Annotated in this window: 25 protein-coding genes; 7 read left to right on the forward strand and 18 right to left on the reverse strand. The window is 69.2% G+C overall.

Features of this window, described 5'->3' with window-relative positions; translation table 11 throughout:
• The first annotated feature begins 81 nt into the window (after nucleotides 1–81).
• Complete coding sequence (locus tag ACFQ27_RS09860; RefSeq protein ID WP_377353469.1) at nucleotides 82–1,032, forward strand: AraC family transcriptional regulator; 951 nt, start codon at nucleotides 82–84, stop codon at nucleotides 1,030–1,032.
• On the opposite strand, the gene lspA is transcribed toward ACFQ27_RS09860, so the two are convergent.
• Together lspA and ileS are read right to left on the reverse strand one after the other, a co-directional pair.
• The gene (lspA, locus tag ACFQ27_RS09865; RefSeq protein ID WP_377353470.1) at nucleotides 1,029–1,523 is read right to left on the reverse strand and encodes a signal peptidase II; all 495 of its coding nucleotides are present in this window, start codon (nucleotides 1,521–1,523) and stop codon (nucleotides 1,029–1,031) included. The two genes, ACFQ27_RS09860 and lspA, sit on opposite strands and share 4 nt — an antisense overlap.
• Entirely contained in the window at nucleotides 1,516–4,422 is a 2,907-nt protein-coding gene (ileS, locus tag ACFQ27_RS09870; protein WP_377353471.1) for an isoleucine--tRNA ligase, read from the reverse strand. The genes lspA and ileS overlap by 8 nt, the downstream gene beginning before the upstream one ends.
• A 352-nt stretch (nucleotides 4,423–4,774) precedes the next feature.
• Between ileS and ACFQ27_RS09875 the strand changes: the two genes are divergently transcribed.
• The gene (locus tag ACFQ27_RS09875; RefSeq protein WP_377353472.1) at nucleotides 4,775–5,155 is read left to right on the forward strand and encodes a VOC family protein; all 381 of its coding nucleotides are present in this window, start codon (nucleotides 4,775–4,777) and stop codon (nucleotides 5,153–5,155) included.
• Nucleotides 5,156–5,160: 5 nt separating this feature from the next.
• On the opposite strand, the gene ACFQ27_RS09880 is transcribed toward ACFQ27_RS09875, so the two are convergent.
• From ACFQ27_RS09880 to ACFQ27_RS09890, 3 genes are read right to left on the reverse strand one after another with little or no spacing between them, the layout of a single operon-like run.
• The gene (locus ACFQ27_RS09880) at nucleotides 5,161–6,258 is read right to left on the reverse strand and encodes a S1C family serine protease (RefSeq protein ID WP_377353473.1); all 1,098 of its coding nucleotides are present in this window, start codon (nucleotides 6,256–6,258) and stop codon (nucleotides 5,161–5,163) included.
• A 17-nt stretch (nucleotides 6,259–6,275) separates the two neighbouring features.
• Entirely contained in the window at nucleotides 6,276–7,211 is a 936-nt protein-coding gene (locus ACFQ27_RS09885; RefSeq protein WP_374346115.1) for a bifunctional riboflavin kinase/FAD synthetase, read from the reverse strand.
• A gap of 5 nt (nucleotides 7,212–7,216) precedes the next feature.
• Nucleotides 7,217–7,663 (reverse strand): MaoC family dehydratase, encoded by a 447-nt coding sequence (locus ACFQ27_RS09890; RefSeq protein WP_449305008.1) that lies wholly within the window; start codon nucleotides 7,661–7,663, stop codon nucleotides 7,217–7,219.
• 108 nt (nucleotides 7,664–7,771) lie between these two features.
• Here ACFQ27_RS09890 and ACFQ27_RS09895 point away from each other — a divergent pair, with 108 nt between their 5' ends.
• The gene (locus ACFQ27_RS09895; protein ID WP_377353474.1) at nucleotides 7,772–8,227 is read left to right on the forward strand and encodes a copper resistance protein NlpE N-terminal domain-containing protein; all 456 of its coding nucleotides are present in this window, start codon (nucleotides 7,772–7,774) and stop codon (nucleotides 8,225–8,227) included.
• A 1-nt stretch (nucleotide 8,228) separates the two neighbouring features.
• Here the strand turns inward: ACFQ27_RS09895 and ACFQ27_RS09900 are convergent, their stop codons facing one another.
• The 5 genes from ACFQ27_RS09900 to ACFQ27_RS09920 all read right to left on the reverse strand — a co-directional run bounded on the left by ACFQ27_RS09900 (nucleotide 8,229) and on the right by ACFQ27_RS09920 (nucleotide 13,362).
• On the reverse strand, nucleotides 8,229–9,095 hold the full coding sequence (locus tag ACFQ27_RS09900) for a TIGR01459 family HAD-type hydrolase (RefSeq protein WP_377353475.1): 867 nt from the start codon (nucleotides 9,093–9,095) through the stop codon (nucleotides 8,229–8,231).
• A gap of 47 nt (nucleotides 9,096–9,142) precedes the next feature.
• Nucleotides 9,143–10,411 carry a flagella assembly cyclic-di-GMP phosphodiesterase TipF gene (gene tipF / locus ACFQ27_RS09905; protein WP_377353476.1) on the reverse strand — a complete coding sequence of 423 codons (1,269 nt, stop codon included), beginning with the start codon at nucleotides 10,409–10,411 and terminating at the stop codon, nucleotides 9,143–9,145.
• A gap of 143 nt (nucleotides 10,412–10,554) precedes the next feature.
• Nucleotides 10,555–11,433, reverse strand: coding sequence for a 3-hydroxybutyryl-CoA dehydrogenase (locus ACFQ27_RS09910; protein ID WP_374346119.1), 879 nt, complete (start codon nucleotides 11,431–11,433; stop codon nucleotides 10,555–10,557).
• 238 nt (nucleotides 11,434–11,671) lie between these two features.
• Nucleotides 11,672–12,616: an electron transfer flavoprotein subunit alpha/FixB family protein gene (locus tag ACFQ27_RS09915; protein WP_377353477.1), complete on the reverse strand. Its 945-nt coding sequence runs from the start codon at nucleotides 12,614–12,616 to the stop codon at nucleotides 11,672–11,674.
• Nucleotides 12,616–13,362 carry an electron transfer flavoprotein subunit beta/FixA family protein gene (locus ACFQ27_RS09920; protein ID WP_374346121.1) on the reverse strand — a complete coding sequence of 249 codons (747 nt, stop codon included), beginning with the start codon at nucleotides 13,360–13,362 and terminating at the stop codon, nucleotides 12,616–12,618. The genes ACFQ27_RS09915 and ACFQ27_RS09920 overlap by 1 nt, the downstream gene beginning before the upstream one ends.
• A gap of 158 nt (nucleotides 13,363–13,520) precedes the next feature.
• On the opposite strand from ACFQ27_RS09920, the gene ACFQ27_RS09925 reads away from it, so the two are divergent.
• On the forward strand, nucleotides 13,521–13,808 hold the full coding sequence (locus ACFQ27_RS09925) for a hypothetical protein (RefSeq protein ID WP_374346122.1): 288 nt from the start codon (nucleotides 13,521–13,523) through the stop codon (nucleotides 13,806–13,808).
• Here ACFQ27_RS09925 and ACFQ27_RS09930 read toward each other — a convergent pair.
• Both ACFQ27_RS09930 and ACFQ27_RS09935 read right to left on the reverse strand, forming a co-directional pair.
• The gene (locus ACFQ27_RS09930) at nucleotides 13,805–14,377 is read right to left on the reverse strand and encodes a cob(I)yrinic acid a,c-diamide adenosyltransferase (protein WP_374346123.1); all 573 of its coding nucleotides are present in this window, start codon (nucleotides 14,375–14,377) and stop codon (nucleotides 13,805–13,807) included. The genes ACFQ27_RS09925 and ACFQ27_RS09930 overlap by 4 nt on opposite strands.
• Before the next feature lie 2 nt (nucleotides 14,378–14,379).
• The gene (locus ACFQ27_RS09935; RefSeq protein ID WP_374346124.1) at nucleotides 14,380–14,580 is read right to left on the reverse strand and encodes a twin transmembrane helix small protein; all 201 of its coding nucleotides are present in this window, start codon (nucleotides 14,578–14,580) and stop codon (nucleotides 14,380–14,382) included.
• A 469-nt stretch (nucleotides 14,581–15,049) separates the two neighbouring features.
• On the opposite strand from ACFQ27_RS09935, the gene ACFQ27_RS09940 reads away from it, so the two are divergent.
• The gene (locus ACFQ27_RS09940) at nucleotides 15,050–15,703 is read left to right on the forward strand and encodes a TetR/AcrR family transcriptional regulator (protein ID WP_377353478.1); all 654 of its coding nucleotides are present in this window, start codon (nucleotides 15,050–15,052) and stop codon (nucleotides 15,701–15,703) included.
• Between the two features lie 99 nt (nucleotides 15,704–15,802).
• Nucleotides 15,803–16,414, forward strand: coding sequence for a TetR/AcrR family transcriptional regulator (locus ACFQ27_RS09945; protein WP_374346155.1), 612 nt, complete (start codon nucleotides 15,803–15,805; stop codon nucleotides 16,412–16,414).
• Here the strand turns inward: ACFQ27_RS09945 and ACFQ27_RS09950 are convergent, their stop codons facing one another.
• The 3 genes from ACFQ27_RS09950 to ACFQ27_RS09960 form a co-directional block, all read right to left on the reverse strand.
• Nucleotides 16,415–18,067, reverse strand: a complete 1,653-nt coding sequence (locus ACFQ27_RS09950; protein ID WP_377353492.1) for an acyl-CoA dehydrogenase family protein — start codon at nucleotides 18,065–18,067, stop codon at nucleotides 16,415–16,417.
• Between the two features lie 45 nt (nucleotides 18,068–18,112).
• Nucleotides 18,113–19,231, reverse strand: a complete 1,119-nt coding sequence (locus tag ACFQ27_RS09955; RefSeq protein ID WP_377353479.1) for a hypothetical protein — start codon at nucleotides 19,229–19,231, stop codon at nucleotides 18,113–18,115.
• Between the two features lie 136 nt (nucleotides 19,232–19,367).
• Nucleotides 19,368–20,159: an alpha/beta fold hydrolase gene (locus tag ACFQ27_RS09960; RefSeq protein ID WP_374346128.1), complete on the reverse strand. Its 792-nt coding sequence runs from the start codon at nucleotides 20,157–20,159 to the stop codon at nucleotides 19,368–19,370.
• Between the two features lie 82 nt (nucleotides 20,160–20,241).
• Here ACFQ27_RS09960 and ACFQ27_RS09965 point away from each other — a divergent pair, with 82 nt between their 5' ends.
• Complete coding sequence (locus ACFQ27_RS09965) at nucleotides 20,242–21,384, forward strand: hypothetical protein (protein ID WP_377353480.1); 1,143 nt, start codon at nucleotides 20,242–20,244, stop codon at nucleotides 21,382–21,384.
• On the opposite strand, the gene ACFQ27_RS09970 is transcribed toward ACFQ27_RS09965, so the two are convergent.
• From ACFQ27_RS09970 to ACFQ27_RS09980, 3 genes are all read right to left on the reverse strand, one after another.
• On the reverse strand, nucleotides 21,385–22,488 hold the full coding sequence (locus ACFQ27_RS09970; protein ID WP_377353481.1) for a Rieske 2Fe-2S domain-containing protein: 1,104 nt from the start codon (nucleotides 22,486–22,488) through the stop codon (nucleotides 21,385–21,387).
• 91 nt (nucleotides 22,489–22,579) lie between these two features.
• A complete protein-coding gene (locus ACFQ27_RS09975) occupies nucleotides 22,580–24,193 on the reverse strand; it encodes an alpha-glucosidase (protein WP_377353482.1) in 1,614 nt (537 codons plus the stop codon).
• A gap of 4 nt (nucleotides 24,194–24,197) precedes the next feature.
• Nucleotides 24,198–24,803 carry an ATP-dependent Clp protease proteolytic subunit gene (locus ACFQ27_RS09980; RefSeq protein ID WP_374346132.1) on the reverse strand — a complete coding sequence of 202 codons (606 nt, stop codon included), beginning with the start codon at nucleotides 24,801–24,803 and terminating at the stop codon, nucleotides 24,198–24,200.
• Nucleotides 24,804–24,949: the final 146 nt, after the last annotated feature.

A 24,949-nucleotide genomic window follows, 5' to 3' on the forward strand; every position in this document is an offset into this window, starting at 1 on the left:
GGTCGAAGGGCGCACGCTTGACTTTGCGCGCCACGCCCCCACCGCTCATCCCCGCCTGCGCGGGAATGAGCGGAGTAGAATGTGACCCATCCCGGCCTGACCGGACTGCAAGATCTCGTCGCCGAACTCGGCGGCGGGGACCTGCTGACGTCCCTGAACCTCCCAGAAGGCCCGCCGCCCCCGGGCGCCTTCCAGCAGGCCCTGGGCCTGGCGGCGCGGCTCACGGGTCGTGAGGAGATCGGCCTGCTGCTGGCCCGCCGGCGCAGCCTGGAGACCCTGGGCGGCCTGGCGTCCCTGGTGGGCTCGGCGCCCACGGTGGGCGAGGCGGTGACCCAGCTGTTCGAGATGCTGCCGCGCAGCTTCTCGGGCGGAGTGCGCGGCTATGTGGAGCGGCGGGGGCCTGAGGCCCTGCTGGTGGGCCAGGTGGTCACCGCCGATCCGCCGGCCCTGGACCAGCAGGCCGACCACCTGGCGGGCGCGGCGGTGGGCCTGATCCGCCAGCTGACCCGCGCCGACTGGGCGCCGGAGGCGGTCTATCTGGTGCGCAAGGCGCCGGCCGATCCCGCCCCCTACAGCCGGTTCTTCGGGGCGCCGGTGCTGTTCGGCCAGGAGATGCAGGTGATCGTCGTGCGCCCCGCCCTGCTGGACGCGCCCGTCGCCCAGGCGAACCTAGCCCTCAACCGCGAACTGTTCGCCCAGCTGTCCAGCCGCGCGCGGGGCGACGGCCTGGCGGGCCTGGTGCGGGATCGGGTCTGGCGGGGCCTGACCAGCGGGGCCTGTACGGCGGCCGAGGTGGCGGCGGACCTGGGGACGCCCCTGCGCAGCTTTCAACGGCGGCTGGCGGCGGAGGGGACCAGCTTCTCAGCCATTCTGGACGCCGCGCGCGAGGCGCTGGCCCGGCGGCTGATGCGCCAGACCGCCCTGTCCCTGGCCGAGATCTCCGACGCCCTGGGCTTCGCCGAGCCGGCGGTGTTCACGCGCTTCTTCACCCGCCGGGCAGGGGTCTCCCCCAGCGCCTGGCGACGGGGTTAGGCTTCCGGCGACGGGTCCTTGCGGGCGGAATCCAGCAGCAGGCAGATGACGCCGATGGTGATGGCGCTGTCGGCGATGTTGAACACCCAGGGGAAGAAGCCGAGCTTGGTCACGTCGATGAAGTCGACCACCGCCCCGAACCGTGCGCGGTCGATGGCGTTGCCGATAGCCCCGCCGATCACCAGGCCCAGGCCCACGCCCATCCAGCTCCGGTCAGCCTTGCGCGCCCAGCCGATCAAGAGGCCCGCGACCACCACCGAAAAGGCCACCAGGCCCCAGCGGACAATGTCGTGGTTGGCCTTCAGGAGGCCGAAGCTGACGCCCTCGTTCCAGACCATGGTCAGGCGCAGGGGACCCGCCACCGGCACGGAGAAGCGCAGCGGCAGGTTCAGGCCCTCAAGGATCCAGGCCTTCACGGCTTGGTCGAGCACGATCACCCCGGCTGCGAGGCCGTAGGCGATCTTGCCGAGCTTGCTGACCGATTCAGCCATGGGTTCTGTCCCAGGCCGCGACGGCCTCGGCGTCGCGCAGGGACAGGTCCGGATAGCGCGGATCCGAGCCGACCTCGGGCAGGATGCGCCAGGAGCGGGCGCACTTCTGGCCCTCGGCCTTCTTGGGCTCGACGGCCACGCCCGCCACTTCGGCCAGGCGGAAAGCGTCCGCGGGCGCTTCGCCGGCGACCAGGGTCGCCTGGCTGGTCCGGAACACCTCGGCGGCGTCCAGACCCTCGAAGGCGGCCAGCAGGTCAGCATCGGCGATGTGCACCACCGGCGCGGCTTCCAGCGCCCCGCCCATCCGCTTTTCGCGGCGCTCGATCTCCAGGGCGCCGGTGACCACCGAGGTCACGGCCTGGACCTTGGCCCAGCGCTCGGCCTCGGCCGGGGCCAGCCATTCCTCGGGCGTCGAGGGGAAGACCCGCAGGCTGTTGGAGCCGGCGTCCGGGAACCGGGTCGACCAGGCCTCTTCCATGGTGAACGGGGTGAGCGGCGAGAGCCAGATGGTCAGGCGCTCGAACACCAGGTCCATCACCGTGCGCGCGGCCCGGCGGCGGAGGCTCTCGGGTTGGTCGCAATAGAGGGCGTCACGGCGAACGTCGAAGAACAGGGCCGACAGCTCGGTCTGGCAGAACTCCAGGATCGGCCGGGCCACGTCCTGGAACAGGTAGGCGTCGTAGGCCGCGCGCACCTGCTGATCCAGCTCCCGAAGACGGTGCAGGATGTAGCGCTCGAGCGGCGGCATGTTGTGATAGGGCACGCGCTCGGCGTCGGAGAAGCCCGCCAGGGCGCCCAGCAGGTAGCGCACGGTGTTGCGCAGCTTGCGATAGGCGTCCGAGGTGGTGGCCAGGATCGTCTTGCCGATCCGCTGGTCGTCCGAATAGTCGCACAGCGCCGCCCACAGGCGGATGATCTCGGCGCCGCTATCCTTGATCACCTGGTGCGGATCGACGGTGTTGCCCTTGGACTTGGACATCTTCTCGCCGTTCTCATCCATGGTGAAGCCATGGGTGAGCACCGCGTCGTAAGGCGCGCGGCCGCGGGTGCCGGAGCTTTCCAGCAGCGAGGACTGGAACCAGCCGCGATGCTGGTCAGAGCCTTCCAGATAGAGGTCGGCGGGCCAGCGGGTGTGCTCGCGGTTCTCAAGCGTGAAGGCGTGGGTCGAGCCTGAATCGAACCAGACGTCGAGGATGTCCTCGACCTTCTCGTAGCGGGCCGGGTCATGGCCGCCCAGGAAGTCGGTGACCGGCCGGGTGAACCAGGCGTCGGCGCCCTCGGCCGCGATGGCGGCGACGATGCGGGCGTTGATCTCCGGATCGACCAGCGGCTGGCCGGTCTCCTTGTCGATGAACATGGCCAGCGGCGCGCCCCAGGCGCGCTGGCGGCTGATCAGCCAGTCCGGGCGGCTCTCGACCATGGCGCGGATGCGGTTGCGACCGGTCTCGGGGTGGAAGGCGGTGGCGGCGATGGACTGCAGGGCGATCTCGCGCAGGGTCCGCCCGCCGGCTTCCGGCGTGCTGATCGGCTCGTCCATGCGGATGAACCACTGCGGCGTATTGCGGAAGATCACCGGCGCCTTGGAGCGCCAGGAGTGCGGATAGGAGTGCTCCAGCCGGCCGCGCGCGAGCAGGTTCCCGGCCTCGATCAGCTTTTCCATCACCGCGCCGTTGGCGGGGCCGAACTTACCGACCTTCTTGCCCTCGGTCTCCAGCACCTTCAGGCCGGCGAACAGGGCCACCTGCGGGTAATAGGCGCCGTCCGGATCGACGGTCTCGGGGATCTCGCGATGGCCGTGGGCCAGCCAGACCAGGTAGTCGTCTGCGCCGTGGCCGGGCGCGGTGTGGACAAAGCCGGTGCCGGCGTCGTCGGTCACGTGGTCGCCCGACAGCATCGGCACGGCGAAGCCGTAGTGCTCATGCAGGGCGGCCAGCGGATGGGCGCACACCATGCCCTGGCAGTCGACGGACTCCAGGCGCTTCCAGCTTTCGATCTTGGCGGCCTTGGCGACGTCGCCGGCCAGCTTGTCGGCCACGATCAGCTTGTCGCCCGGCTTGGCCCAGGGCTCGAACTCGAGCCCGCTCTCCATCGCCTCGACCTGATAGACGCCATAGGCGATGTCGGGATTGTAGCTGACCGCCCGGTTGGCCGGGATGGTCCAAGGCGTGGTGGTCCAGATCACCACGCTGGCGCCTTGCGCGGCGTCGGAGCCTTCGACCACCGGGAACTTCACCCAGATCGTCGGCGAGACGTGGTCGTGATACTCGACCTCGGCGTCGGCAAGCGCCGTGCGCTCCACCGGGCTCCACATCACCGGCTTGGAGCCGCGATAGAGCTGGCCGGAGACCACGAACTTGTGGAACTCGGCGACGATGGCGGCCTCGGAGCCGAAGTCCATGGTCGCGTAGCGGTTTTCCCAGTCGCCCAGCACGCCCAGGCGCTTGAAGCCGTCGCGCTGCACATCGATCCACTGGGCGGCGTAGGCGCGGCACTTTTCGCGGAACTCGGCCTTGGAGACCTCGTCCTTGCGGCGGCCTTGGGCGCGCAGCTCTTCCTCGATCTTCCACTCGATGGGCAGGCCGTGGCAGTCCCAGCCGGGCACGTAGTCGACGTCGTAGCCCAGGGCGAAGCGCGAGCGGACCACGAAGTCCTTCAGGGTTTTCTGCAGGGCGTGGCCGATGTGGATGGCGCCGTTCGCATAGGGCGGGCCGTCGTGCAGCACATAGAGCGGGGCGCCCGCCGCCTGCCGCTTGGCGCGGATGGCGTTATAGAGATCGGCCTCGGCCCAGCGGGCCAGGATCTCCGGCTCCTTCTGGGGCAGACCGGCCCGCATGGGGAACGGGGTGTCGGGAAGAAAGACAGTTTCGCGATAGTCGCGCGCAGAGGCGTCGTCGGCCATGGGACTTTCCAAGGAGGTTCGGATCAGGGGGCGGGAAGGCTTCCCGGCGTGCGCGCGTCCGGCGGCGTCACGCCGGGCGGCTAATTCGCGCGTTCATCCGAACCGAGGTCATGGCTGGGGCTGTAGCAGAGGCGGGCCTGGAACCCAACCCTTATGGGATGTTCCGCTCCTATCCCCGCTCACCCCGGCGAATGCCGGGGCCCAGATCGTATGGCGCTGAGCTTTGTCATCTGGATCCCGGCATTCGCCGGGATGAGCGGATTGGGAAGCCGTCAATCGGGTGCCAAATCCGCAATCCGGGAATAGGCTCGCCCCCAACGCCCCATCCGAGGGCGATCAGGGAGGACGCCCCATGGAGACTGTAAGCATCCGCTACATCGTGGCCGATGTGGACGCCGCCGCCGCATTCTACCGGGACCTGCTGGGCTTTGCCGTGGACTTCCAGGCTCCAGGCGCCTTCGCCATGCTGAGCCGCGGCGTACTGAAGCTGATGCTCAACCGGCCAGGCGCCGGCGGGGCGGGCGCGGCCATGCCGGATGGCGAGACGCCGGCGCCCGGCGGCTGGAACCGCTTTCAGCTGGTGGTCTCCGACCTGGCCGCCGAGGTGCAGCGCCTGAAGGCGGCCGGCGCGTCGTTCCGCAATGAGATCGTGCAGGGCAATGGCGGCCAACAGATCCTGCTCAAGGACCCCTCCGGCAACCTGATCGAACTGTTCCAGCCGCCAGGCGGCTAGCGTCCCTACCGCCGCCGTTCCCTTGGCGTGACGGTCAGGGTCATGCGGCGGCCCTGGCGGATGACGGCGACGTCGGTGGGCTTGCCGATGGACTGGGTGTCGAGCACCCGCAGCAGGTCGTCCAGGCCGGTCAGGGTCTGACCGTCGGCGGCGATCAGCAGGTCGCCGGGGGCCAGGCCGGCCTTGGCCGCCGGGCCGTTCGGATCGAGCGTCGTGATCCAGACCCCGAACAGCTGCTCCAGGCCCACGGCGCGGGCCAGGTCGCGGGGGATCGGCGCCTGCTGGGCGACGATGCCGATGGAGCCGCGCCGCACCCGGCCATGCTTGACCAGTTCGCCGACCACCAGGGCGGCGGTGTTGGAGGCGACGGCGAAGCACAGGCCTTGGGCGCCGGAGATCACGGCGGTGGCCACGCCCACGACCTCGCCGGCCGCATTGACCAGCGGGCCGCCGGAGGAGCCGGGATTGAGGGCCGCGTCGGTCTGGATCAGGTCCTCGATCAGCCGGCCGCGCTCGCCGCGCAGGGACCGGCCCATGGCCGAGACCACGCCCGCGGTCACCGTAGCCTCGAAGCCCAGCGGCGCGCCGATGGCGATGACCAGCTGGCCCCGCCGCAGGGCCTTGGAGTCGCCCAGCCGGGCGCTGGGCAGGCTGACCTGCTGGTCGATGCGCAGCAGGGCGAGGTCGGTGTCGGGATCATCGCCGATCACCCGGGCGCTGAGCGAGCGGCCGTCCAAGGCCACCACCTCGGCCTGGTTGGCGCCGCGCACCACATGGCTGTTGGTCAGGACCAGGCCGTCGGGCGCCAGGATGATCCCGGAACCGACGCCCTCGGCCCCATAGGGTCCGGTCCAGGGATGCACCCGCACCACGGCGGGGCCGACCCGGTCGACGGCGTCGACCACGGCCTTGGAATAGGCGTCCAGCAGGGCCCCGTCAGAGGGCGGGGTCAGGGGCGCGGCCTGGGTGATCACCTGGGTGTCGGACCAGGCGAAGGTGGCCTGGCCGGCCTTGGCCGCCGGGAAGGCGAAGGATGGCGGAAGCCGCCGGCGCCGGCGGCGCGCGGTGGCGAAGGTCGCGTATTTCAGTCCCTTGATCGGCACGGGACAGCCCATCCCCTTCAGAAGTCGGGCAGGAGCAGCTCTCGCGCCTTCCGGGCGTCGGCCATCACCTGCTCGGTCATGACCTCAAGGTTAACAAACTTTTGCTCGTCGCGCAGGAACTGGATCAGGTCGGTCTCGATGACCTGGTCGTAGATGTCCTCGTCGAAGTCAAAGAGCCAGACTTCCAGCCGGGGCGCGATCACCCCGGTGACGGTGGGATTGACCCCGATATTGGCCACGCCGGCGATCTCGCGGCCGTCGGGCAGGCGGGTGCGGGTGGCGTAGACGCCGAACCGCGGGGTCACATAGTCGCCCAGGGCGACATTGGCGGTGGGAAAGCCGAGCTGGCGGCCGAGCTGGCGGCCATGCTCCACCACGCCTTCGATGGCGAAGGGCCGGCCCAGGATCTGGGCGGCGACGTCCGGCCGGCCGCTGCGCAGGGCCTCGCGCACGCCCGTGGAGGAGAACTTGGCCGCCCCGTCGCTGACGGCTTCGGCCACGGAGACGGTGAAGCCCATCTCCGCCCCATAGGCGCGCATGATCTCCGGGCTGCCGGTGCGGCCCTTGCCGAAGGAGATGTCGAAGCCGACCGCGACGTGACGGATCCCCAGCCCCTGGTGCAGGACCTGCTCGGCGAACTGCCGGTCGGTCAGGTTCACCATCTCCTCGTCGAAGGGCAGGATGTAGAACAGGTCAACGCCCAGGGCCTCCAGGGCGCGGGCCTGCTGGTCCGGCGTCATCAGGCTGAAGGCCGGCGCCTGGGGCTGGAAGATCCGGCGCGGATGGGGATCGAAGCTGATGACCCCGAGCGGCGCGCCCGTGGTCATGGCCGCGCGGGCGGCCTCGGCGATCACCTGCTGGTGGCCGCGATGCACGCCGTCGAAATTGCCCAGGGCGACGGCGGCGCCGCGGTCGGCCTCCGACAGGCCCTTCCAACTGCGGACAATACGCATGGGGCTCAAGCGTCTCCGCCCGGCTTGCGCGGAACCATGATCACCGCCTCGCCGTCCACCACGGTCTTGCCGGCGACCGTGCAGACCGTGGCGATGGTCGCCTGGCCGCGCTTGTCCTCCAGGGCGGTGATTTCGACCCGCACCGCCACCTCGTCGCCGATCTTCACCGGCCGGCGGAAGCGCAGGCTCTGGGACAGGTAGATGGCGCCCGGCCCCGGCAGCTGCATGCCGATGACCGCGGAGATATAGGCGGCCGACAGCATGCCGTGGGCGATCCGGCCGCCGAACGGCGTGGTCTGGGCATAGGCCTCGTCCAGGTGGACGGGGTTCGCGTCCCCCGATACGGCGGCGAACGCCTCGATGACCTCGGCCGTGACCAGGCGCGTGGTCTCGGCCGTCTGACCGACCTGCAAATCCTCGAAGAACAGTCCCTGCACCGGCGCCCCTCTCATCTGTGCGGGCTCTCCTTAACCCCCCGCGCGGCCTAAGCGAAGCCTTCTGGACGAGATGGGATCGCCCCGGCAGTGTGGCGAGGCCCGTCGCGTCCCGTGGAGATTGAAATGCGCCCTTTGGCCTTGGTCCTGGGATTGGCGCTGTTGAGCGCCTGTTCGCAACCGGCGGCCCCCGCCAAGCCGCCGCCCGCGCCGGCGGCCGCAAAGCCCGCCGAGATCTCAGGCGTGCTCACCTTCGAGGGCGTGCTGCCCTGCGCGGACTGTCCGGGGCTGAAGACCGAACTGGTCCTGACACCCAAGGGTGAGGGCTGGGCCGAGGGGACCTATCGCCTGACCGAGACCTATCTGGAACGCGGCGGGCCGATGGTGACGACCGGCGACTGGACCACCCTGCGCGGGGACGCCTCCGACCCCGACGCCACCGTCTATCAACTCGATCCCGACAAGCCTGAGGGCCGTCGCGCCTTCCTGCGGGTCGGCCAGGATGAGGCGCTGCGCATCCTGGACGGCGACATGAAGACCCTGCCGCCGGGCCTGCCGGACCGACTGGAGCGAAAGCGCTAGCCTACCAGACCAGGTCGGCGATGGCGTAGGTGGCCCTCAGGCCCTGGGCGGCCAGCAGCCGCTCGACGGCTTCGGCGTCCAGGCCATCGGCGCCGATGGTCTCGGCCCCGTGGATGCCGCTGGCGACGAACAGGATGTCCAGCCCCTGGTCGTTGGCGCCCTTCACGTCGGTGGGCAGGCCGTCGCCGATGCACAGCACCCGCGACCGGTCGATCTTCCGGCCCAGCAGGGCCTCGGCCTCGCCCAGGCACAGGCCGTAGATGGGGGCGAAGGGCTTGCCGGCCATGATCACCTCGCCGCCCATCTGGGCGTAGAGCTGGGCCAGCGCCCCGCCGCAGGGGATCAGCCGGTCGCCCCGCTGCACCACCAGGTCCGGATTGGCGCAGATCAGCGGCAGCTTGCGGGTAAGCGCCGCCTCGAAGCGGCCGCGATAGTCCTCGGCGGTCTCGGTCTCGTCGTCATAGGGACCGGTGACCGAGATGAAGGCCGCATCGTCGGGCGTGGTGGTGAAGGTCAGGTCCAGGCCTTCATAGAGCGGGGCGTCGCGGTCCGGGCCGATGGTCCAGGCCGGGCCGGGCGCGCGAGCGCTGAGCAGCAGCCGGGTGGCGTCGCCGGAGCTGACGAACACCGACCAGCTGTCCCGAGGCACCTTCAGATCGTCGAGCTGGCTGTGCACGGCGGCCGAAGGGCGCGGCGCGTTGGAGATCAGCACCACGGGGCCCACCTCGGCCCGCCAGCGGGCAAGCGCCCCGGTGGCCGGCGGGAAGCTCTCGCGGCCATTGTGGATCACCCCCCAGACGTCGGAGAGGATCACATCATAGCGCCCGACCAGGTCGGACAGGCCGGAGAGGAGTAGGGGCTTGCTCATAGGCCGAGGCGCTAAAGGCCCGCGCTCGCCTGGTCAATGGTCGGGCTTCAGCCGACCATCCGAGAGCGGCGGCGGATATTGGTCCGCAGGTTGGTGCGCAGGAACTCGGCCGGCGGATCGGTCTCGGCCAGCAGCTGGTCGCGGATGGCGCGGGGCTCGCCGAACAGGTGACCCTGGCCGTACTGGATATCGAGCTCCAGGATGTCGACGATCTGACGCTCGGCCTCGACCTTCTCGGCGATGATCTCCACGCCGTAGCGGCGGGTGAGCGACGAGAAGTCCTGGGCCGCCAGGTCCGGGATGGAGCGCAGCACCAGGCCCTCGTCGGTGTCCTGCAGCTGCTCCAGCAGGAACTGGGCGCCGATCTTCAGGAACTTCACGTCCGAGCGGGCCAGGTCCTGGAAGTCGATGTCCAGGTCCACGACCTTGTCGAGGCTGAAGCGGAAGCCGAGGTCGGCCAGCTTGGCCATGTTCCGGGCCTCGACAGCGCCGCGGGAGTCGAAGGCCGCCTGGCCGAGTTCGAAGATCAGGGCGCCGGCCAGGTCGCGGTTGGCGGCCAACAGGTCTAGGAACTGCGGGAAGAAGGTCTCGTCCGCCAGGCTGGCCGAGGAGACGTTGCAGAAGATCCCGACCTTGCGGTCGGTCTTGGCCAGACGGCGCACGATCTGCACGCAGCGGAACAGCAGCAGGTTGTCGATGGCGGTGACCAGGCCTTCCGGCTCGGCGACCGACAGGTACTCGGCTGGCATCATCACCCGGCCGGTCTCATCGCGCAGGCGCGAGAAGCTCTCGTAGAAGACCGTCCGGCGCTGGGGCAGGCCGACGATGGGCTGCAGGTAGAGGTCGACGCGGTTGTCGGCCAGGGCCTCGCGCACGGTCTCGAGCAGGGCGGCGGAATGGCGGCCGGCCGGCGTGGCGGCATGGACCGGCGGGGCGCTCATGCGCTCCTCCAGCCGCTGGCTCATCCGCTGGACCAGGTCCTCCAGCATCTGCACTTCGCCCGACAGCTCCTCGCTGCGGCGGAGCGCATCGTCGGCGACGGTGGAGACGATCTCGGAGATACGGGCGTCCAGCTTCTCCATCTGGCCCAGCATGATGCGGTGGGCCTGGCGGATCTGGTCGATCTCCTTGCGCAGCCCTTCGGTCTCCAGCGCCCGGCCGATCAGGCCGTGGAAGGTGAAGCACAGGGCCAGCATGCCTACGAGCCCGGCCACGCCCGCGCCCCATCCGCCCCCGTTGCGCCACAGCGACAGGGCCAGGATCAGGGCCAGGCTGAGATAGCTGGCCGACAGCAGGGGCAGGGTCAGACGACGCATCGTTCCGCCGGTTCGAATCGCCAGCAGTATCGGCTGGGCAAGCCCATCAAGTCGAATGATTAACAGTCGCAGAGAGTTGGCCATGGGCAATACGCCCACAACTACCGCTCATCCCCGAGCAGGCGGGGATGAGCCGAGGCGGATCAGCGCGTCGGAACCGGGGTGTCGCCGCGGTAGTCGTAGAAGCCGCGGCCGGACTTGCGGCCCAGCCAGCCGGCCTCGACGTACTTCACCAAGAGCGGGCAGGGCCGGTACTTGGAATCGGCCAGGCCCTCATAGAGCACGTTCATGATCGACAGGACGGTGTCCAGGCCGATGAAGTCGCCCAGTTCCAGCGGCCCCATCGGGTGGTTGGCGCCCAGCTTCAGGGCCGTGTCGATGGCGTCCACCGTGCCGACGCCCTCATACAGGGTGTAGATCGCCTCGTTGATCATCGGCACCAGGATCCGGTTGACGATGAAGGCCGGGAAGTCCTCGGCGTTGGCGGTGGTCTTGCCCAGCGACCTGGCGAAGTTGACGGCGGTCTCGTAGGTGTCCGCGCCGGTGGCGATGCCGCGGATGATCTCCACGAGCTTCATCAGCGGCACCGGGTTCATGAAGTGCAGGCCGATGAACCGCTCGGGCCGGTCCGAGGCCGAGGCCAGGCGGGTGATCGAGATCGACGAGGTGTTCGAGGCCAGGATGGTGTTGGCCGAGAGGTGCGGCGTGAGCGCCTTGAAGATCGACTTCTTGACCTCTTCGTTCTCGGTCGCGGCCTCGATGGCGATGTCGGTGGCCCCGATCATCTGCAGCTCGGGGGCGGCCTTGAGCCGGTTGGTCGCCGCGTCCATCTCGTCCTGGGTGATGATCCCCCGGACGACCTGGCGGGTCAGGTTGTGCTTGATCTGGCCGAAGCCCAGCGAAATGCGGTCTTCGCTGACGTCGTGCAACAGCACGTCATATCCGCCCAGCGCGCAGACATGGGCGATGCCCGCTCCCATCTGACCCGCGCCGATGACGCCGACCGACTTGATTTCCGCCATTTCGACAAAGCCTCAAAACTTTGCGCGGCGCCCCCCGGCCACCGCAGATGTGGCGCGCTTTCTAACATGGCCTTGCGAGCCGCCGCCAAGCCTTTTGCTGCGACGCAGCGTAGCCGCCCCACCTTGCTGTGGCGCCGGGGCCTCGGTTTCAATCCAGGGCTGTGTCTCGACCCATGAAAAAGGGGCGGGCCTTGCGGCGCCGCCCCTGATCCTTGGGACCCGTGAAGGGCCGGTCGGCTTACTTGCCGGCGGCGGTCAGGGCGTCCATCAGTTCCGGCACGGCGGCCTTGTAGTCCGCCACCAGGCCGAAGTCGGCGACCTGGAAGATCGGCGCGTCGCCGTCCTTGTTGATCGCGACGATGACCTTGGAGTCCTTCATCCCGGCCAGGTGCTGGATGGCGCCCGAGATGCCGATGGCCACGTACAGTTCCGGGGCGACGACCTTGCCGGTCTGGCCGACCTGGTAGTCGTTCGGGGCGTAGCCGGCGTCGACGGCGGCGCGGCTGGCGCCCACGGCTGCGCCCAGCTTGTCAGCCAGGGGCTCGATCACGCGCTGGAACTCTTCGGCCGAGCCCATGGCGCGACCGCCGGAGACGACGATCTTCGCGCCGGTCAGTTCCGGACGCGCCGACTTCACCAGCTGCTGGTCGACGAAGGTGGTCTTGGGCGCGCCGGCGCCGGCGCCGACGGATTCGACCGAGGCCGAGCCGCCTTCACCCGCCGCCTTGAAGGCGGTCGGACGCACGGTGATGACCTTCTTGGAGTCCGAGGACTGCACGGTCTCCAGCGCGTTGCCGGCGTAGATCGGACGCACGAAGGTGGAAGCGTCCACGACCTCGATGATTTCCGAGATCTGGGCGACGTCCAGCTTGGCCGCGATGCGGGGGCTGAAGTTCTTCCCCTGCGAGGTGGCCGGGGTCAGGATCGCGTCGTAGCCGCCGGCCAGGGAAACCGCCAGGTCGGTGACGGCTTCGGCCAGGCCTTGGCCCAGGGCGTCGCTGTCGGCCAGCAGAACCTTGCGCACGCCGGCGATCTTGGCGGCGGCGTCAGCCGCGGCCTTGGCGTCCTTGCCGGCCACCAGCACGTCCACATCGCCGGAGACGGCGAGGGCGGCGGTGACGGTCTTGTGGGTGTTGTCCTTCAGCGACGCGTTGTCGTGATCGGCGATGACGAGAACAGCCATTAGAGCACCCCAGCGGTCTTGAGGTTGGAGACCAGGTCAGCGGCGGTCTCGACCTTGATGCCGGCGCTGCGCTTGGCCGGCTCGGTGACCTTGACCACCTTCAGACGCGGCGCGACGTCGACGCCCAGCGAACCGAGCTCCTTCACGTCGAGCGGCTTCTTCTTGGCCTTCATGATGTTCGGCAGAGACGCATAGCGCGGCTCGTTCAGGCGCAGGTCGGCGGTGATGATCGCGGGCAGGGCCACTTCGATCGTCTGGATGCCGCCGTCGACTTCGCGGCCGACCTTGGCCTTGTCGGCCGACAGCTCAACCGTGTTGGCGAAGGTCGCCTGCGGCCAGTCGAGCAGGGCCGCCAGCATCTGGCCGGTGGCGTTGTTGTCGCCGTCGATGGCCTGCTTGCCCATCACGACCACGTTCGGCGACTCTTCGCCGATCACGGCCTTGAGCACCTTGGCCACGGCCAGGGGTTCGAGATCCTGGTCGGTCTGGACCAGGATCGCGCGGTCCGCGCCCATGGCGAGGGCGGTGCGCAGGGTTTCCTGGGCCTGGGCCGGGCCGATCGACACGGCGACCACCTCGGTGGCGACGCCCTTTTCCTTAAGACGGACGGCCTCTTCGACCGCGATCTCGCAGAAGGGGTTCATGGACATCTTCACATTGGCGAGGTCCACGCCGGATTGGTCCGGCTTAACCCGGGCCTTGACGTTGTAGTCGATCACCCGCTTTACGGGGACGAGCACCTTCATGGCTTCGCTAGCGCCTCAAATTGCATTGCGGAAAAAACTGAACGGCTGCGGCATAACGTTTCCGACGAGCTTTGCAAGCTTGGGAACGTACGGCGCCGCCCGCATTTTGGACGCAAGGCCCCGATAGGGGACTGGCCGCCACAGCAGATTGGTCTTCGATGAACCCGGTCATCCCCCGCCTCGCCCGCCTGTTCCTGATCGCCTTTGCGGGCGTCGTCGCCCTCATCGTCGTGGTCCAGATCGTCTGGATCAATCCGGGCAAGCGCTGCGAGGAAGCCGGCAACTGGTGGGACTGGCGCGGTCGCGCCTGCGCCCGTCCCGTCCTGATCTCGGACATCACCGGGCGGGTGATCGATACGCCGGAGGCGCGCGCCGCCGCCAAGGATCATGCGGCCAGCCAGAAGGCCGCCGCCAGCAAGGCGGCGCCTGAGGCGGTCAAACCCTAACGCGTCGCCCCGGACTTCCAGAAAACCTCGGCCGCGCCGCCGTCATTGGCTGTGCGGGCGGCGACAAACAGGAAGTCCGACAAGCGGTTGAGATAGCGCAGGGCGGGCGCGCTCACCGGCTCGCCCGAGGCCGCCAGGGCCACCGCCGCACGCTCGGCGCGCCGGGCCACGGTCCGGGCCAGATGCAGGGCCGCGGCCGCTGGAGTTCCGCCCGGCAGGACAAAGGATTGGAGCGGCGGCAGCGCGGCGTTGAGCGCGTCGATCTCGGCCTCCAGCCGCGCCACCTGGCTGTCCAGGATGCGCAGCACCGAACCCTCGGCCTCGTCGGGTTTCGCCGGGGTCGCCAGATCCGCCCCCAGGTCGAACAGTTCGTTCTGAATCCGGGCCAGCATCGCATCCAGCGGCTGGCCGGCGGTGTGCAGCCGCGCCAGGCCCAGACAGGCGTTCGCCTCGTCCACCTCGCCATAGGTCGCGACCCGGGCGTCGGACTTGCTCACCTCGGCGCCGGTCGCCAAGCGCGTCATGCCGGCGTCGCCGGTGCGGGTATAGATGCGATTGAGGGTGACCACGGTCAGCCCTGGTGCCGCCACCAGGCCCCAGCCACCAGCAAGGCCACCGCGATGGCCTGCATGACCACCCGCAGCCGCATGAGCTTGTTCGAGTAGGATCGCCCGAAGTCGCCTCCGCGGAACAGGGCGTAGAGGCCAAAGCCCAGCGAAAGGACGACGCCGGCGAGGGCGACGGGAATCAGGATGTTGAACAGGTGTTCCATCCCGCCAATTTAGGCGTCCGCTCGAGGCCGCGCCATACCCCTGGCGAACCAGGTCGCCCGGCGTTCCACGAGCATGCTCACTGATTGGTGTTCGCCCGACACTGGTGGCCGAATTTCCGAAATCTGCTTGGTTTGACTGGAAAACCTGTCCGCCTGCGGCATCCCGTCGCGGAAAGTTCGCCCTTGCTTCCTCGGGGCAAGCCCGTCACAAGGCTTTCCACCTAACACGTTCGCTGATCGTGATCGCCAGATCCCGGTAATGGACATGTTCGGTGAACACGTTCTACTCTTAGGACGAGCTTATGACGACCCTGATTGGCTCCCGGTGGCTCCGGCCAGCGCGCATTGATTTATTTGATTTTATGGGCGCGGAGCTCCGCTGGTCGGAGGTCGGCCAAGGAATTTTGGATACCCGTTGCGTAGAGATCCCAAGGCGGGCGAACGCGATTTGCGAGAGGCTCGAGGTCTGATGAAACACGTTTCCGGCGCCCTGAAGGGTGAGTTCGAACCCACTGTGCGCGTGCCGACCCGCCGCGCCCTGGCCAAGCAGCAGACCCGCGCCAAGGTGCTGGCCGCCGCGCGCAAGCTGTTCTCGGAATCCGGCTATGAGGGCGCGACCATCCGCGACATCGCCGCCGCCGCCGGCATGTCCACGGGCGCGGTGTTCGCCAACTTCACCGACAAGTCCGACCTGTTCCGCGAGATCATGTTCACCGACATGGTCACCCTGGCCGAGGCCATGCGCGACGCGGCCAACCGCGGCAAGACGGTGGAGGACGCCCTGATGCGGGCCTTCACGGTCGGCTACAGTTTCTACAAGGGCCAGCTGCCCTTGGCCCGCGCCGCCTTCAGCGTGTCCTGGTCGCCCGAGGAAGGGGTGGAACTGCGCTTCAGCGCCGCCGCCAAGGCCCTGCGCGAGCTGATCACCGAGCAAGTGCAGCTGGGCGTGGAGCGGGGCGAGCTGTCCCAGGAGGCCGAGGTCAAGCTGCGCGGCGACATGCTGTTCGACGCCTATCTCGCCAACTATCCGGAAGCGATCTTCCTGGGCTGGAGCCTCGAGGCTCTGCAGGCCCGGTCCAAGGACCAGATCCGAGTGATCCTGGCCGGCGCCCGCCGCGGCTGAGATCGCGCGGCGCGGACGTGGGGGTGACGCCTCCCCGCGACGTCTAACCCTTCAGAAGGATGGGGGCGCCTGCGTCCCCATCCCGCAAGGGGATAAATGTTGAGCGTCAGGAAGTCCCAGAAGGAAGCCACCCGCCAGCGTGTTCTCGACGCGGCCCGGGACCTGTTCGAGACCCAGGGCTACGAAGAGACCACCGTGCGCGAGATCGCGCGCCGGGCCGAGGTGGCGGTGGGCAGCGTCTTCACCACCTTCGCCTCCAAGGGCGACATCCTCAGCCAGGTGATGGCCGACCGGCTGGAAGAACTCTACGCCGAGCTGGACCGGGTGGCGCCGCATCTGCGCGGCAATGTCGCCGACCGCCTGCGGTCCCTGTTCGCCATCCATTTCGCCTTCGAGACCCGCCGCACCAAGCTGTTCCTGGCCCACATCGCGGCGGCCTATGACTGGACGCTCGGCCCCTCGACCCGGCCCTATGGCAAGAACCCGCGCCTGCGGCAGGTGATCAAGGACTGCCTGGCCGAGGGTGTCGCCCGCGGCGAGATCGGTGCGGACCAGGACCTGGACCTGATTGTCGACGCCCTGATGGGGATCTATGCCTGGACCTACCGCCTGGCCGCCTGGGAAGGCGCCGACGCCGAGGAGATGAGCGCGGTGTTCGATCGCCAGGTCGGCCTGCTGGCCCAGGGCTTCGCCCCGCGCGTCGCCGGCTGATCAGTTCGCGCCGTCCAGCAGACGGCGCGCGATCACCTGGGCCTGGATCTCTCCGGCCCCTTCAAAGATGTTCAGGATGCGGGCGTCGGCCAGGAGCCGGCTGACCGGCTGCTCGACGGCGAAACCTGTGCCGCCATGGATCTGTACGGCGTTGTCGGCGGCGGCCCAGGCGACCCGCGCGCCCACCAGCTTGGCCATGCCGGCCTCCAGGTCGCAGCGCCGGCCCTCGTCCTTGGCGAAGGCGGCGAACCAGGCCAGGCGACGCGCGCCGAGCAGCTCGGCGGCCATCATGGCCAGCTTGTTGGTCACGCGCGGAAACTCGGCGATGGCCTGGCCGAACTGGTTGCGCTCAAGCGCATAGTCCAGGGCGATGTCCAGCGCCGCCTGGCCGACCCCGATGGCGCGGGCCGCGGTCTGGATCCGGGCGCTTTCGAAGGTCGCCATCAGTTGGGCGAAGCCCTGGCCGGGCTGGCCGCCCAGCAGGTTGGCCTCCGCCACCTCAAAGCCGTCGAAGGCCAGCTCGTACTCCTTCATGCCGCGATAGCCGATGACCCCGATCTCGCCGCCGCTCATGCCGGGCGCCGGGAAGGGATCGGCGTCGGTCCCGCGCGGTTTTTCCGCCAGCAGCATGGACAGGCCGCGATGGTCCTTGGAGGCCGGATCGGTGCGCACCAAAAGGGTCATCAGGTCGGCGCGGGCGGCGTGGGTGATCCAGGTCTTGGCCCCGGTCACCTTCCAGGCCCCGTCCTCCAGCACCGCGCGGGTGCGCAGCGAGCCCAGGTCAGAGCCGGATTCCGGCTCGGTGAAGACGGCGGTGGGGATGATCTCGCCTGAGGCGATGGCGGGCAGCAGCCGGGCCTTCTGCTCCTCGGTGCCATTGGCCAGGATCAGCTCGGCGGCGATCTCTGAGCGGGTGCCCAGCGACCCGGTCCCGATCCAGCCGCGCGACAGGGCCTCGGAGACCACGCACATGGCGATCTTGCCCATGCCCGCGCCGCCATAGGCCTCCGACACGGTCAGGCCGAACACGCCCAGGTCCGCCAGCTCCTTCAACAGCTCCAGCGGGATCAGCTCGTCGCGCAGGTGCCAGCCGTGCGCGAAGGGGGCGATGCGCTCCGCGGTGAAGGCGCAGAACTGGTCGCGGACCTGGTCCAGGGTCTCATCCAGGCCGCTGGCCTCCAGGGACGGCCGGCCGCGAGCCTCGGCCAGCAGCTCGACGATCCGGGCCTTCACCGCCTGGGAGGCGCCAGGCCGCAGCCGGGTGATCAAGGGCGCCAGGGCCTGGGCGTCCACGTCCAGGTCGCCGGGCCGGAACATCTCGCCCTGGTTCATCGGCACGCCGCCGACCAGCTGGCTCAGATATTCGAAGGCCAGCAGCTGGGCAGGCAGGGCCTCGGCCTCGCCGAACCGGCCCTGGGCGCTGAGGGCGCCCGCCCAGGCGGCGGTCTGGCGCAGGGTCTCGGCGTAGGAGGCCGCCCAGGCCAGGCCATGGGCCACATGCTGTTCGGCGTCCAGCAGCTTGCGGTCGACCCGGCCGTCCGGCGCCACGCGGCCGGCGACAGCTTCGCGCAGGCGCGCCGCCAGGCCCTCGGCCTCGCGGGCGGCGTCGTTCAGGAGAGAAACAAGGTCGGGCAGGATCAGGTCGGCGCTCATGGCGCGACCATAGGGGCCTTGCGGTGCGTCAGCCAAGCCGGCCGATCAGGCCGCCGCCGCGGCCTCGCCCTCGGGCCAGTCGCCCAGGCCGATATCGATGTCACGCAACAGCTCGCAGGCCTCGGCGCCGGTGGCCTCGACCTTGATTCCGATCGGATAGCGTCGGCGCCAGTAGGTGGCGAAGTGCGACAGCGCCCCCATGCGCTCGCCCAGGCGGAAGAACAGGGCCGGCGCCGCGGCCAGGAACTCGCGGAAGGTGCGTGGGTCGCCCTGCTCGGTCAGGTCCGAGAAGGCCTTGTCATAGACCGCCAGCAGCTGGGCCGCGGCGGCCAGGTCCTGGGACAGGCTGCGGCGGATCCGGTCCTGGCCGGCCTCCACATACTTGCCGATCAGGGGCGGGCAGGGGTCCAGCAGCACCAGCCGGCCCAGTTCGGCCGAGGCGATGTTGGTCTGCGACTTCAGCTGGGTCAGCAGGCGCTTGTAGTAGAGGAAGCCCTTCCAGGCGAAGACGCCCTCGCGGAAGGCGCCCGGCTCCAGGCCGAAGGTCAGGCGCAGGGGCTCCAGCCGAGGATCGTCCTGGGCCGACATGATCGCGCCCACCAGCTTCGCGGTCTGCTCGACCTTGCGCGCGCCGATGGCCAGCATGACCAGCCGGGCCACCTCGTCGATGATAAAGGCGCGGACCGCCTCGACCTCGTTGGCGGTGATCGGCGCGTAGCAGGGCGCCACCCCCAGCCCCAGGCGGCTCAGCTGCTCGCGCACCAGGAAGGGGTCGAAAGCCGGCAGTTCGTCCAGGGCCTGCAGCACGGTGAGGTCGGCGTGGAAGGCCGGGCCTTCATCGGCTGCGCATCCCTTGGCCAGATCCTCGCGCCAGCCCGAGCGGCCCAGCACGATCACCGGCCCGGCCACGCCGCCGATCCCGGCCAGGTGAACGCGGGTGGTGACGGGGGCCTCGCCGCCCGGCCGGTGCTTGACCAGCACGGCGTTGTTCAGGGCCCAGGCGCGGAACAGGGGCTGCTCGCGCCAGACGGCTGCGCCGCCCCATTCGCGGCCCACCTCCGCCAGGTTCAACACCCGGCACGTCGACGCCGCCGCCTCAAGATTGGCGAGGCTCCGGGCGACCGAATTCGGGGGCGCGGACGCTGCGGCTGAACTGGCGCTCATCGGGTTCCTGCTGGATGGGGAACCCCTTATGCGCCCAGCTTGGTTGGCCGCTCCTTAACCGAGGCCTCACCCGAGGCGGTTTTCCCACCCCTGGGCGCGGCCAGACGACGCAGGCCCCATTTTCGGCCGTCGCGCCCTACCGCGCGAAAGGATCGTCCAATAGGCCGTCCAGGAAGTCGAACACCGCCGCCTTGGTGAGCGCATGAGGAATGGCCGAGAAGTGATCGCAGCCCGGCACAGTCACGGCGTGGCCATAGGGGAACAGCTGGGCCAGCTCTTCCGGATCGCCAGCCGGCTCGTCCCGCTGGCCGGCCACCACCAGAACCGGCATGGGCAGGGTGCGCATGCCGTCCACGTCGTGCGGCGGGTTCACCGTCTCGGTGCAGCAGGCCAGGGCCTCAAGGTCCTCGCCCTGTTCGTCGGCGAACTGGCGGAAGCTGCGCAGCATCGGCTCGGTGATGGTCTCCGGATCGGCTGCGCGCATGGCCTGCGCCATCGTCATGCCGGCGTCACCCAGGCTGCGCTCGCCGATCAGCTTGCCGCCCACCCCGCCTACGATCAGGTTCGACACCCGGTCCGGCGCGGCGATGGCGGTGGCCAGGGCCGTCCGCGCGCCCATGGAATAGCCGAACAGGTCGACCCGCTGCAGGCCCAGATGATCGAGAAGGGCGATGACGTCGGCGGCCAGCCGGGCGCGCTCATAAGCCTCTGGCGCGTGGGGCTTTTCACTCTCCCCATGACCCCGCTGATCCAGGGCGATGCAGCGGATCCGGCGGCGCTCGAAGGCGGCGTACCAACCCGTCCTGCGCCACCCCTCGTGGCGGTTCGACGAGAAGCCGTGAACCAGGACGATGGTCCGGTCGGCGCCCCCCGGAGGGCTCATGTCGTCGAAGGCGAGTGTCACGCCCTGGGATAGAAAAGTGGACATGGGTTTTAACGGCTCGGTCAGAAAACAGAGTTACTACAAACTACCCAGTTCGGGTGCGGCCTTGCGCCGCGGAGGGGTTTGAATGTCGGCGCAGGAAACGGCCAAGACAATCATCGCCACAATGACCCGGATCGACCGGGCCACCAAGCGCGCCATGCGCGAGCGCGACCGCAAGGCCCGCGCCGCCGGCCGTGAAAAGCGCAGTGAGGCCGCCCCCGACAAGGCCATCGCCTACGACAAGCTGTTGCAGCGTCTGACCCGCGCCCACTGTGTGAAGTACGAGCGCAAGGATTGGAACGAGATCGCCCGCCGGGGCTATGTCCAGCCCATGCCGCGCAAGAACGACCGCGAGAAGGCCGCGCGCCGCGCCCTGCACAACTACCAGCCCGGCCTCATCGATTCGCTGTTCAACAACGGCAAGGACCGCCGCCGCGAGCTGGTGGCCCGGGTGCTGTCCGCCGCCAAGGCCGACCTGGAGGAATTCGAGAAGGGCAAGCGCCAGGCCGAGGCGCACAATACCGACGTGGCCGTGGCCTCCGGCGTGCTGGCCCTGGACCTCACCGCCATCGAAAGCACCCTGAGGGCCAACCTGGACTTTCCGGCCCTGCGCGCGGCCCTGGAGGGCTTCGCCATCACCCAGCCCAGCCCGGGCAGGTTCATCGTCTATATCGACGCCATGGAGCTGGACGCCATTCCGGACGAGGCTTGTGTCCTGGCGCCCGGCGGCCAGCGCGCGGCCTATGTGGCCCTGCCGCCGGCCAATGTGCAGGAAATGCACCTGTCCAATGTCTGCTCGATCAGCCTGCGGGTCGGGGTCGAGGTGCTGTCGGTCATCGGGGTGGACAGCGTCGAGGTGGTCACCCGCTGCCACCTGCCCACCGCTGACGGCCGCGACACCCAGCAGCACCCGGTCCTCTACGTGAAGCTGCCCCATGCCGCCCTGTCGCGCATGGACCTGCGCAAATTGGAGCCGGTCTCCACCGTGACCGCCCTGCGTGGGCGCCTGGACTGGGAAACGGGACGCGGCTTCGCCCCCATTCCGATCGATGATCTGAAACTGACCCAGCGGGCCGTGCCGCCGACCGCGCCCGCCTCGACCCAGGGCGCCGCCCCGGCGGCTCCGGGTCTGGCGCAGGCTCAGGCGCTCGCCCGCGCTCAGGCGCAAGCCCAGGCAAAGACTCCGGGCGCGGCCGCGCGGCCGCCGATCACCCGGGCTGCGATCTGATCAGCTTTTCCAGCGCAGGGTCACCTCTTCGACGGGGTTCCTGAAGGCCCGTTCCTCGCGGCGGCTGGCGGCCCATTCGCGCTTCAGCTGCTGATACCACTTGGCCTGCTTGTCGGCGTCGTCGATCCACAACAGGCTGGTGTCGTATTTCAGCCCCTCGTTCTGCAGGTTCACCATGTCGCCGTCCTGGCGCAGGAACACGCGGATCATGTGCTTGAACCAGGGGCGCAGGACGCTGGCCGCCCAGTGGTCGGTCCAGACGATCTGGGTGATGCGGGTGCGCTTGTCGTTGACAGGCGTCAGGCAGGTCAGGGCCAGGACCTGGCGCTGGCCCACCGCCACATGCTCCCAGCGCTGGCCGGGCAGGCGGAAGGTGATCTCCGTCAGGGGCTCGCCGCCCAGCAGCGTGTAAAGCCGGTTGCTCTTCGACGGCGCGTGCCGGGTCATGACGAAGCCGCGCTCCGAGGGCGCGAAGGCCTTGGCCTTGTCGTGCTGGCCCTTCTTCTTGCGCGACCACCACTGGCCGTGGACGTAGGGCGCATGGGTCGGATCCATCAGCCCGACCACCGCATGGTCCATGTGGGCGTCGAAATCCATGTGGTCGACGAACTTCGGCGCGCCGCCCACCGCGCCCTCGAACACCGGCGGCGGCTCCGGCGGTTCGCCATCGAAGCGCGGGTCCGACGAGACCCAGATCCAGACCATCCCCTGGCTCTCCACCGTGGGATAGCGCCGGACACGGACGCGGCTGACATCCATCTCCTGGCCGTCCACCAGGGACGGAATGGCCGAACAGACCCCGTCGGTCCCGAACCGCCAGCCGTGATAGGGGCATTCGACGCTGGGCCGGCCATCGTCCTCAGCTGTCAGCCGGCCGGCCGAGAACGGCGCGGCCCGGTGAGGGCAGATGTCGCGGATGGCGAAGGGCTCGCCCTTGCGGTCGCGGGCCAGCAGCACCGGCTCGCCCAGGATCTCATAGCGCTGCAGCTTGCCGGGCTTCAGGTCGCTGGCGAGGGCGGCGAAATACCAGATGTCGCGCAGGAACCCCTGGCCGAACTTGGTCTCGGCCTCGGCGCGGGCGGGCTTGGCGTTTCCGTCGGGCATGGGGCTGTTTTAACTCTCGAAGCCAGGGCGGCATAGTCCATTGGCGGATCGTGGTTCGGTCACGCCTTGACCTGGAGCAAGCCTCGCGGGGTTAGAGGGGCAGGATGCACACCGCGTATGGCCCCAACTCCAGCGCGCCATCCTTCAGGACCGCGTCGCCCGCCACCGCGCCGGCCGCCCAGGCGGACTTCAGCTCCGGCGCCTCGAACCGCACCGCTGTCTCGCCCATGTTGAATACGCAGAGCACGCGCTCAGCCTCGGCTGTGCGGGTGAAGGCCAGCACCTGACCGGGCGCGTCCAGCATGGCGATCTCGCCGCGGGTCAGGGCCTCGGAGCCCTTGCGCAGGGCGATCATCGCCCGGCTGAACGCGAGGTACGAGCCACGGTCCGCCTCCTGGGCCGCCACGGTCAGGTCGGCGTGCTCCGGCGCCGAGGGCAGCCAGGGCTTGGCGGTGGAAAAGCCGAGGTTCTCGCCGGGCGCCCAGGGCATGGGGGTGCGGCTGCCGTCCCGGCCCTTGGCGATCGGCCAGTAGAGGTCGCCGACGGGATCGCGGATCTCCTCGCGGGTCAGGCTCTGGGCCTCGGGCAGGCCGAGTTCTTCGCCCTGGTACAGGAGCACCGCGCCCTTGAGCGTCATCAACAGCGCCAGCATCAGGCGGGTGATCTCAGGCCCGCCGCCGAACCGGGTCGCGGTGCGCGGGATGTCGTGGTTGCAGAAGCTGATGCACGGCCAGTGGCCCGGATGGCGGGCCAGGGTCTCGAAGTGGTCGCGGAAGATCTGCGGGTTCAGCTTGCGGGCGTGCAGCAGGACGAAGGTGTAGGCCGAGTGCAGGCCGTCGTCCGGCGTGCAATAGGCCCCGCAGCGCTCCTCTTCCTCGGAGAACTCCCCGAACACGAAGCGCTCGCCGCGGCCGTCGGCGTTGTGCGCGTCCACCCGGCGACGGATCTCGTCCAGCAGCGGGATGTTCTCGGCCAGGTTGGAATCATAGAGGTGCCGCTGCATCTCGCTGGCGTGCGCCCAGTGATGGCGGGTGCGCTCCGCGGGCGGCACCGCCGGGTTCGGCGTCAGCTTGGCGTCGTGCAGGAAGGTGCCGGCCACGTCCAGGCGGAAGCCGTCGATCCCCTTGGACAGCCAGAAGTCCAGCACCGACAGGGCGGCTTCCTTGGCGTCGGGGTTGATCCAGGACAGCTTGGGCTGCTGGCGCAGGAACTTGTGGTGATAGTGCTGGCGCCTGGCCGGCTGGTAGGCCCAGGCCGGGCCGCCGAACACCGACAGCCAGTTGTTGGGCGCCGTGCCATCAGGGCCGGGATCGGCCCAGACGTACCAGTCGGCCTTGGGGCCGTCGGGTCCGCCGTCGCGGCTTTCCGCGAACCAGGCGTGCTCGTCGCTGGTGTGGGCCAGGACCTCGTCGAGCATGACCTTCAGGCCGCGGCCGTGGGCGGCGTCCACCAGGGCGGTCAGGTCGTCGAGGGTTCCGTAGTCGGGATGGACGCCCTCGTAGTCAGAGACGTCATAGCCCCAGTCACGATTGGGCGAAGGGTGGATCGGCGACAGCCAGATCGCGTCCACCCCCAGGCTCTGGATGTAGTCGAGCTTGGCCAGGACGCCCTTCAGGTCGCCGTGGCCGTCCCCATCCGCATCAAAGAAGCTGCGGACATAGATGTGATAGACGACCGCGCCTTTCCACCAGGGCGCGGCCGACATCGGATCAGGCCTCGGAGGCGCTGGAGATCACGCGGGAGACCAGGCCATAGGCCACGGCGTCTTCCGCACCGATCCAGAAGTTGCGCTGGGTGTCCTTGACGATCTTCTCGTAGGGCTGGCCCGTCTCCTTGGAGATCATGCGGTTGACGCGCTCACGCATCTTCACAATCTCCTCGGCCTCGATCTGGATGTCCGAGGCCTGGCCGCGCACGCCGCCGGACGGCTGGTGCAGCAGGAAGCGGGTGTTGGGCAGGCAGAGCCGGTTTTCCTTGGCCGCGCCCAGATAGATGTGCGCGCCGGCGCTGGCGACCCAGCCGGTGCCGATCATCTTCACCCGCGGACCGCAGTAGCGGATCATGTCGTGGATGGTGTCGCCGCTTTCGACGTGGCCGCCGGGCGAGTTGATGATCACCTTGATGTCGTCGCTGCTCTCGTTGGCCAGAGCCAGCAGTTGAGCCGTGACGCGCTCGGCGAGCCGCATGTTGATCTCACCGAAGATCAGCACCGTGCGCGACTTGAACAGGGCGTTCTGCACCGGGCCCGCCGTCATCGGCATGTCGGGCTTGCGGTCGTCCCCGTCCTCGTCTTCGTCCAGACGCCAGTCGTGCATGATCTCGAAACTCCGTGTGTCTTGCCAACCGAACCTGATGTGCGCCGACCCCAATCGCAAGGGGGCAGCCGGTCGCGGTCACGCCGGTCTTTTAGTGGATGATCCTTTTCAAGTTGTCGACGGCCGCGAACATCTCTCGCGGCGGC

It is taken from the genome of Phenylobacterium conjunctum, from assembly GCF_042679085.1.
Classification (GTDB): Bacteria; Pseudomonadota; Alphaproteobacteria; order Caulobacterales; family Caulobacteraceae; genus Phenylobacterium; species Phenylobacterium conjunctum.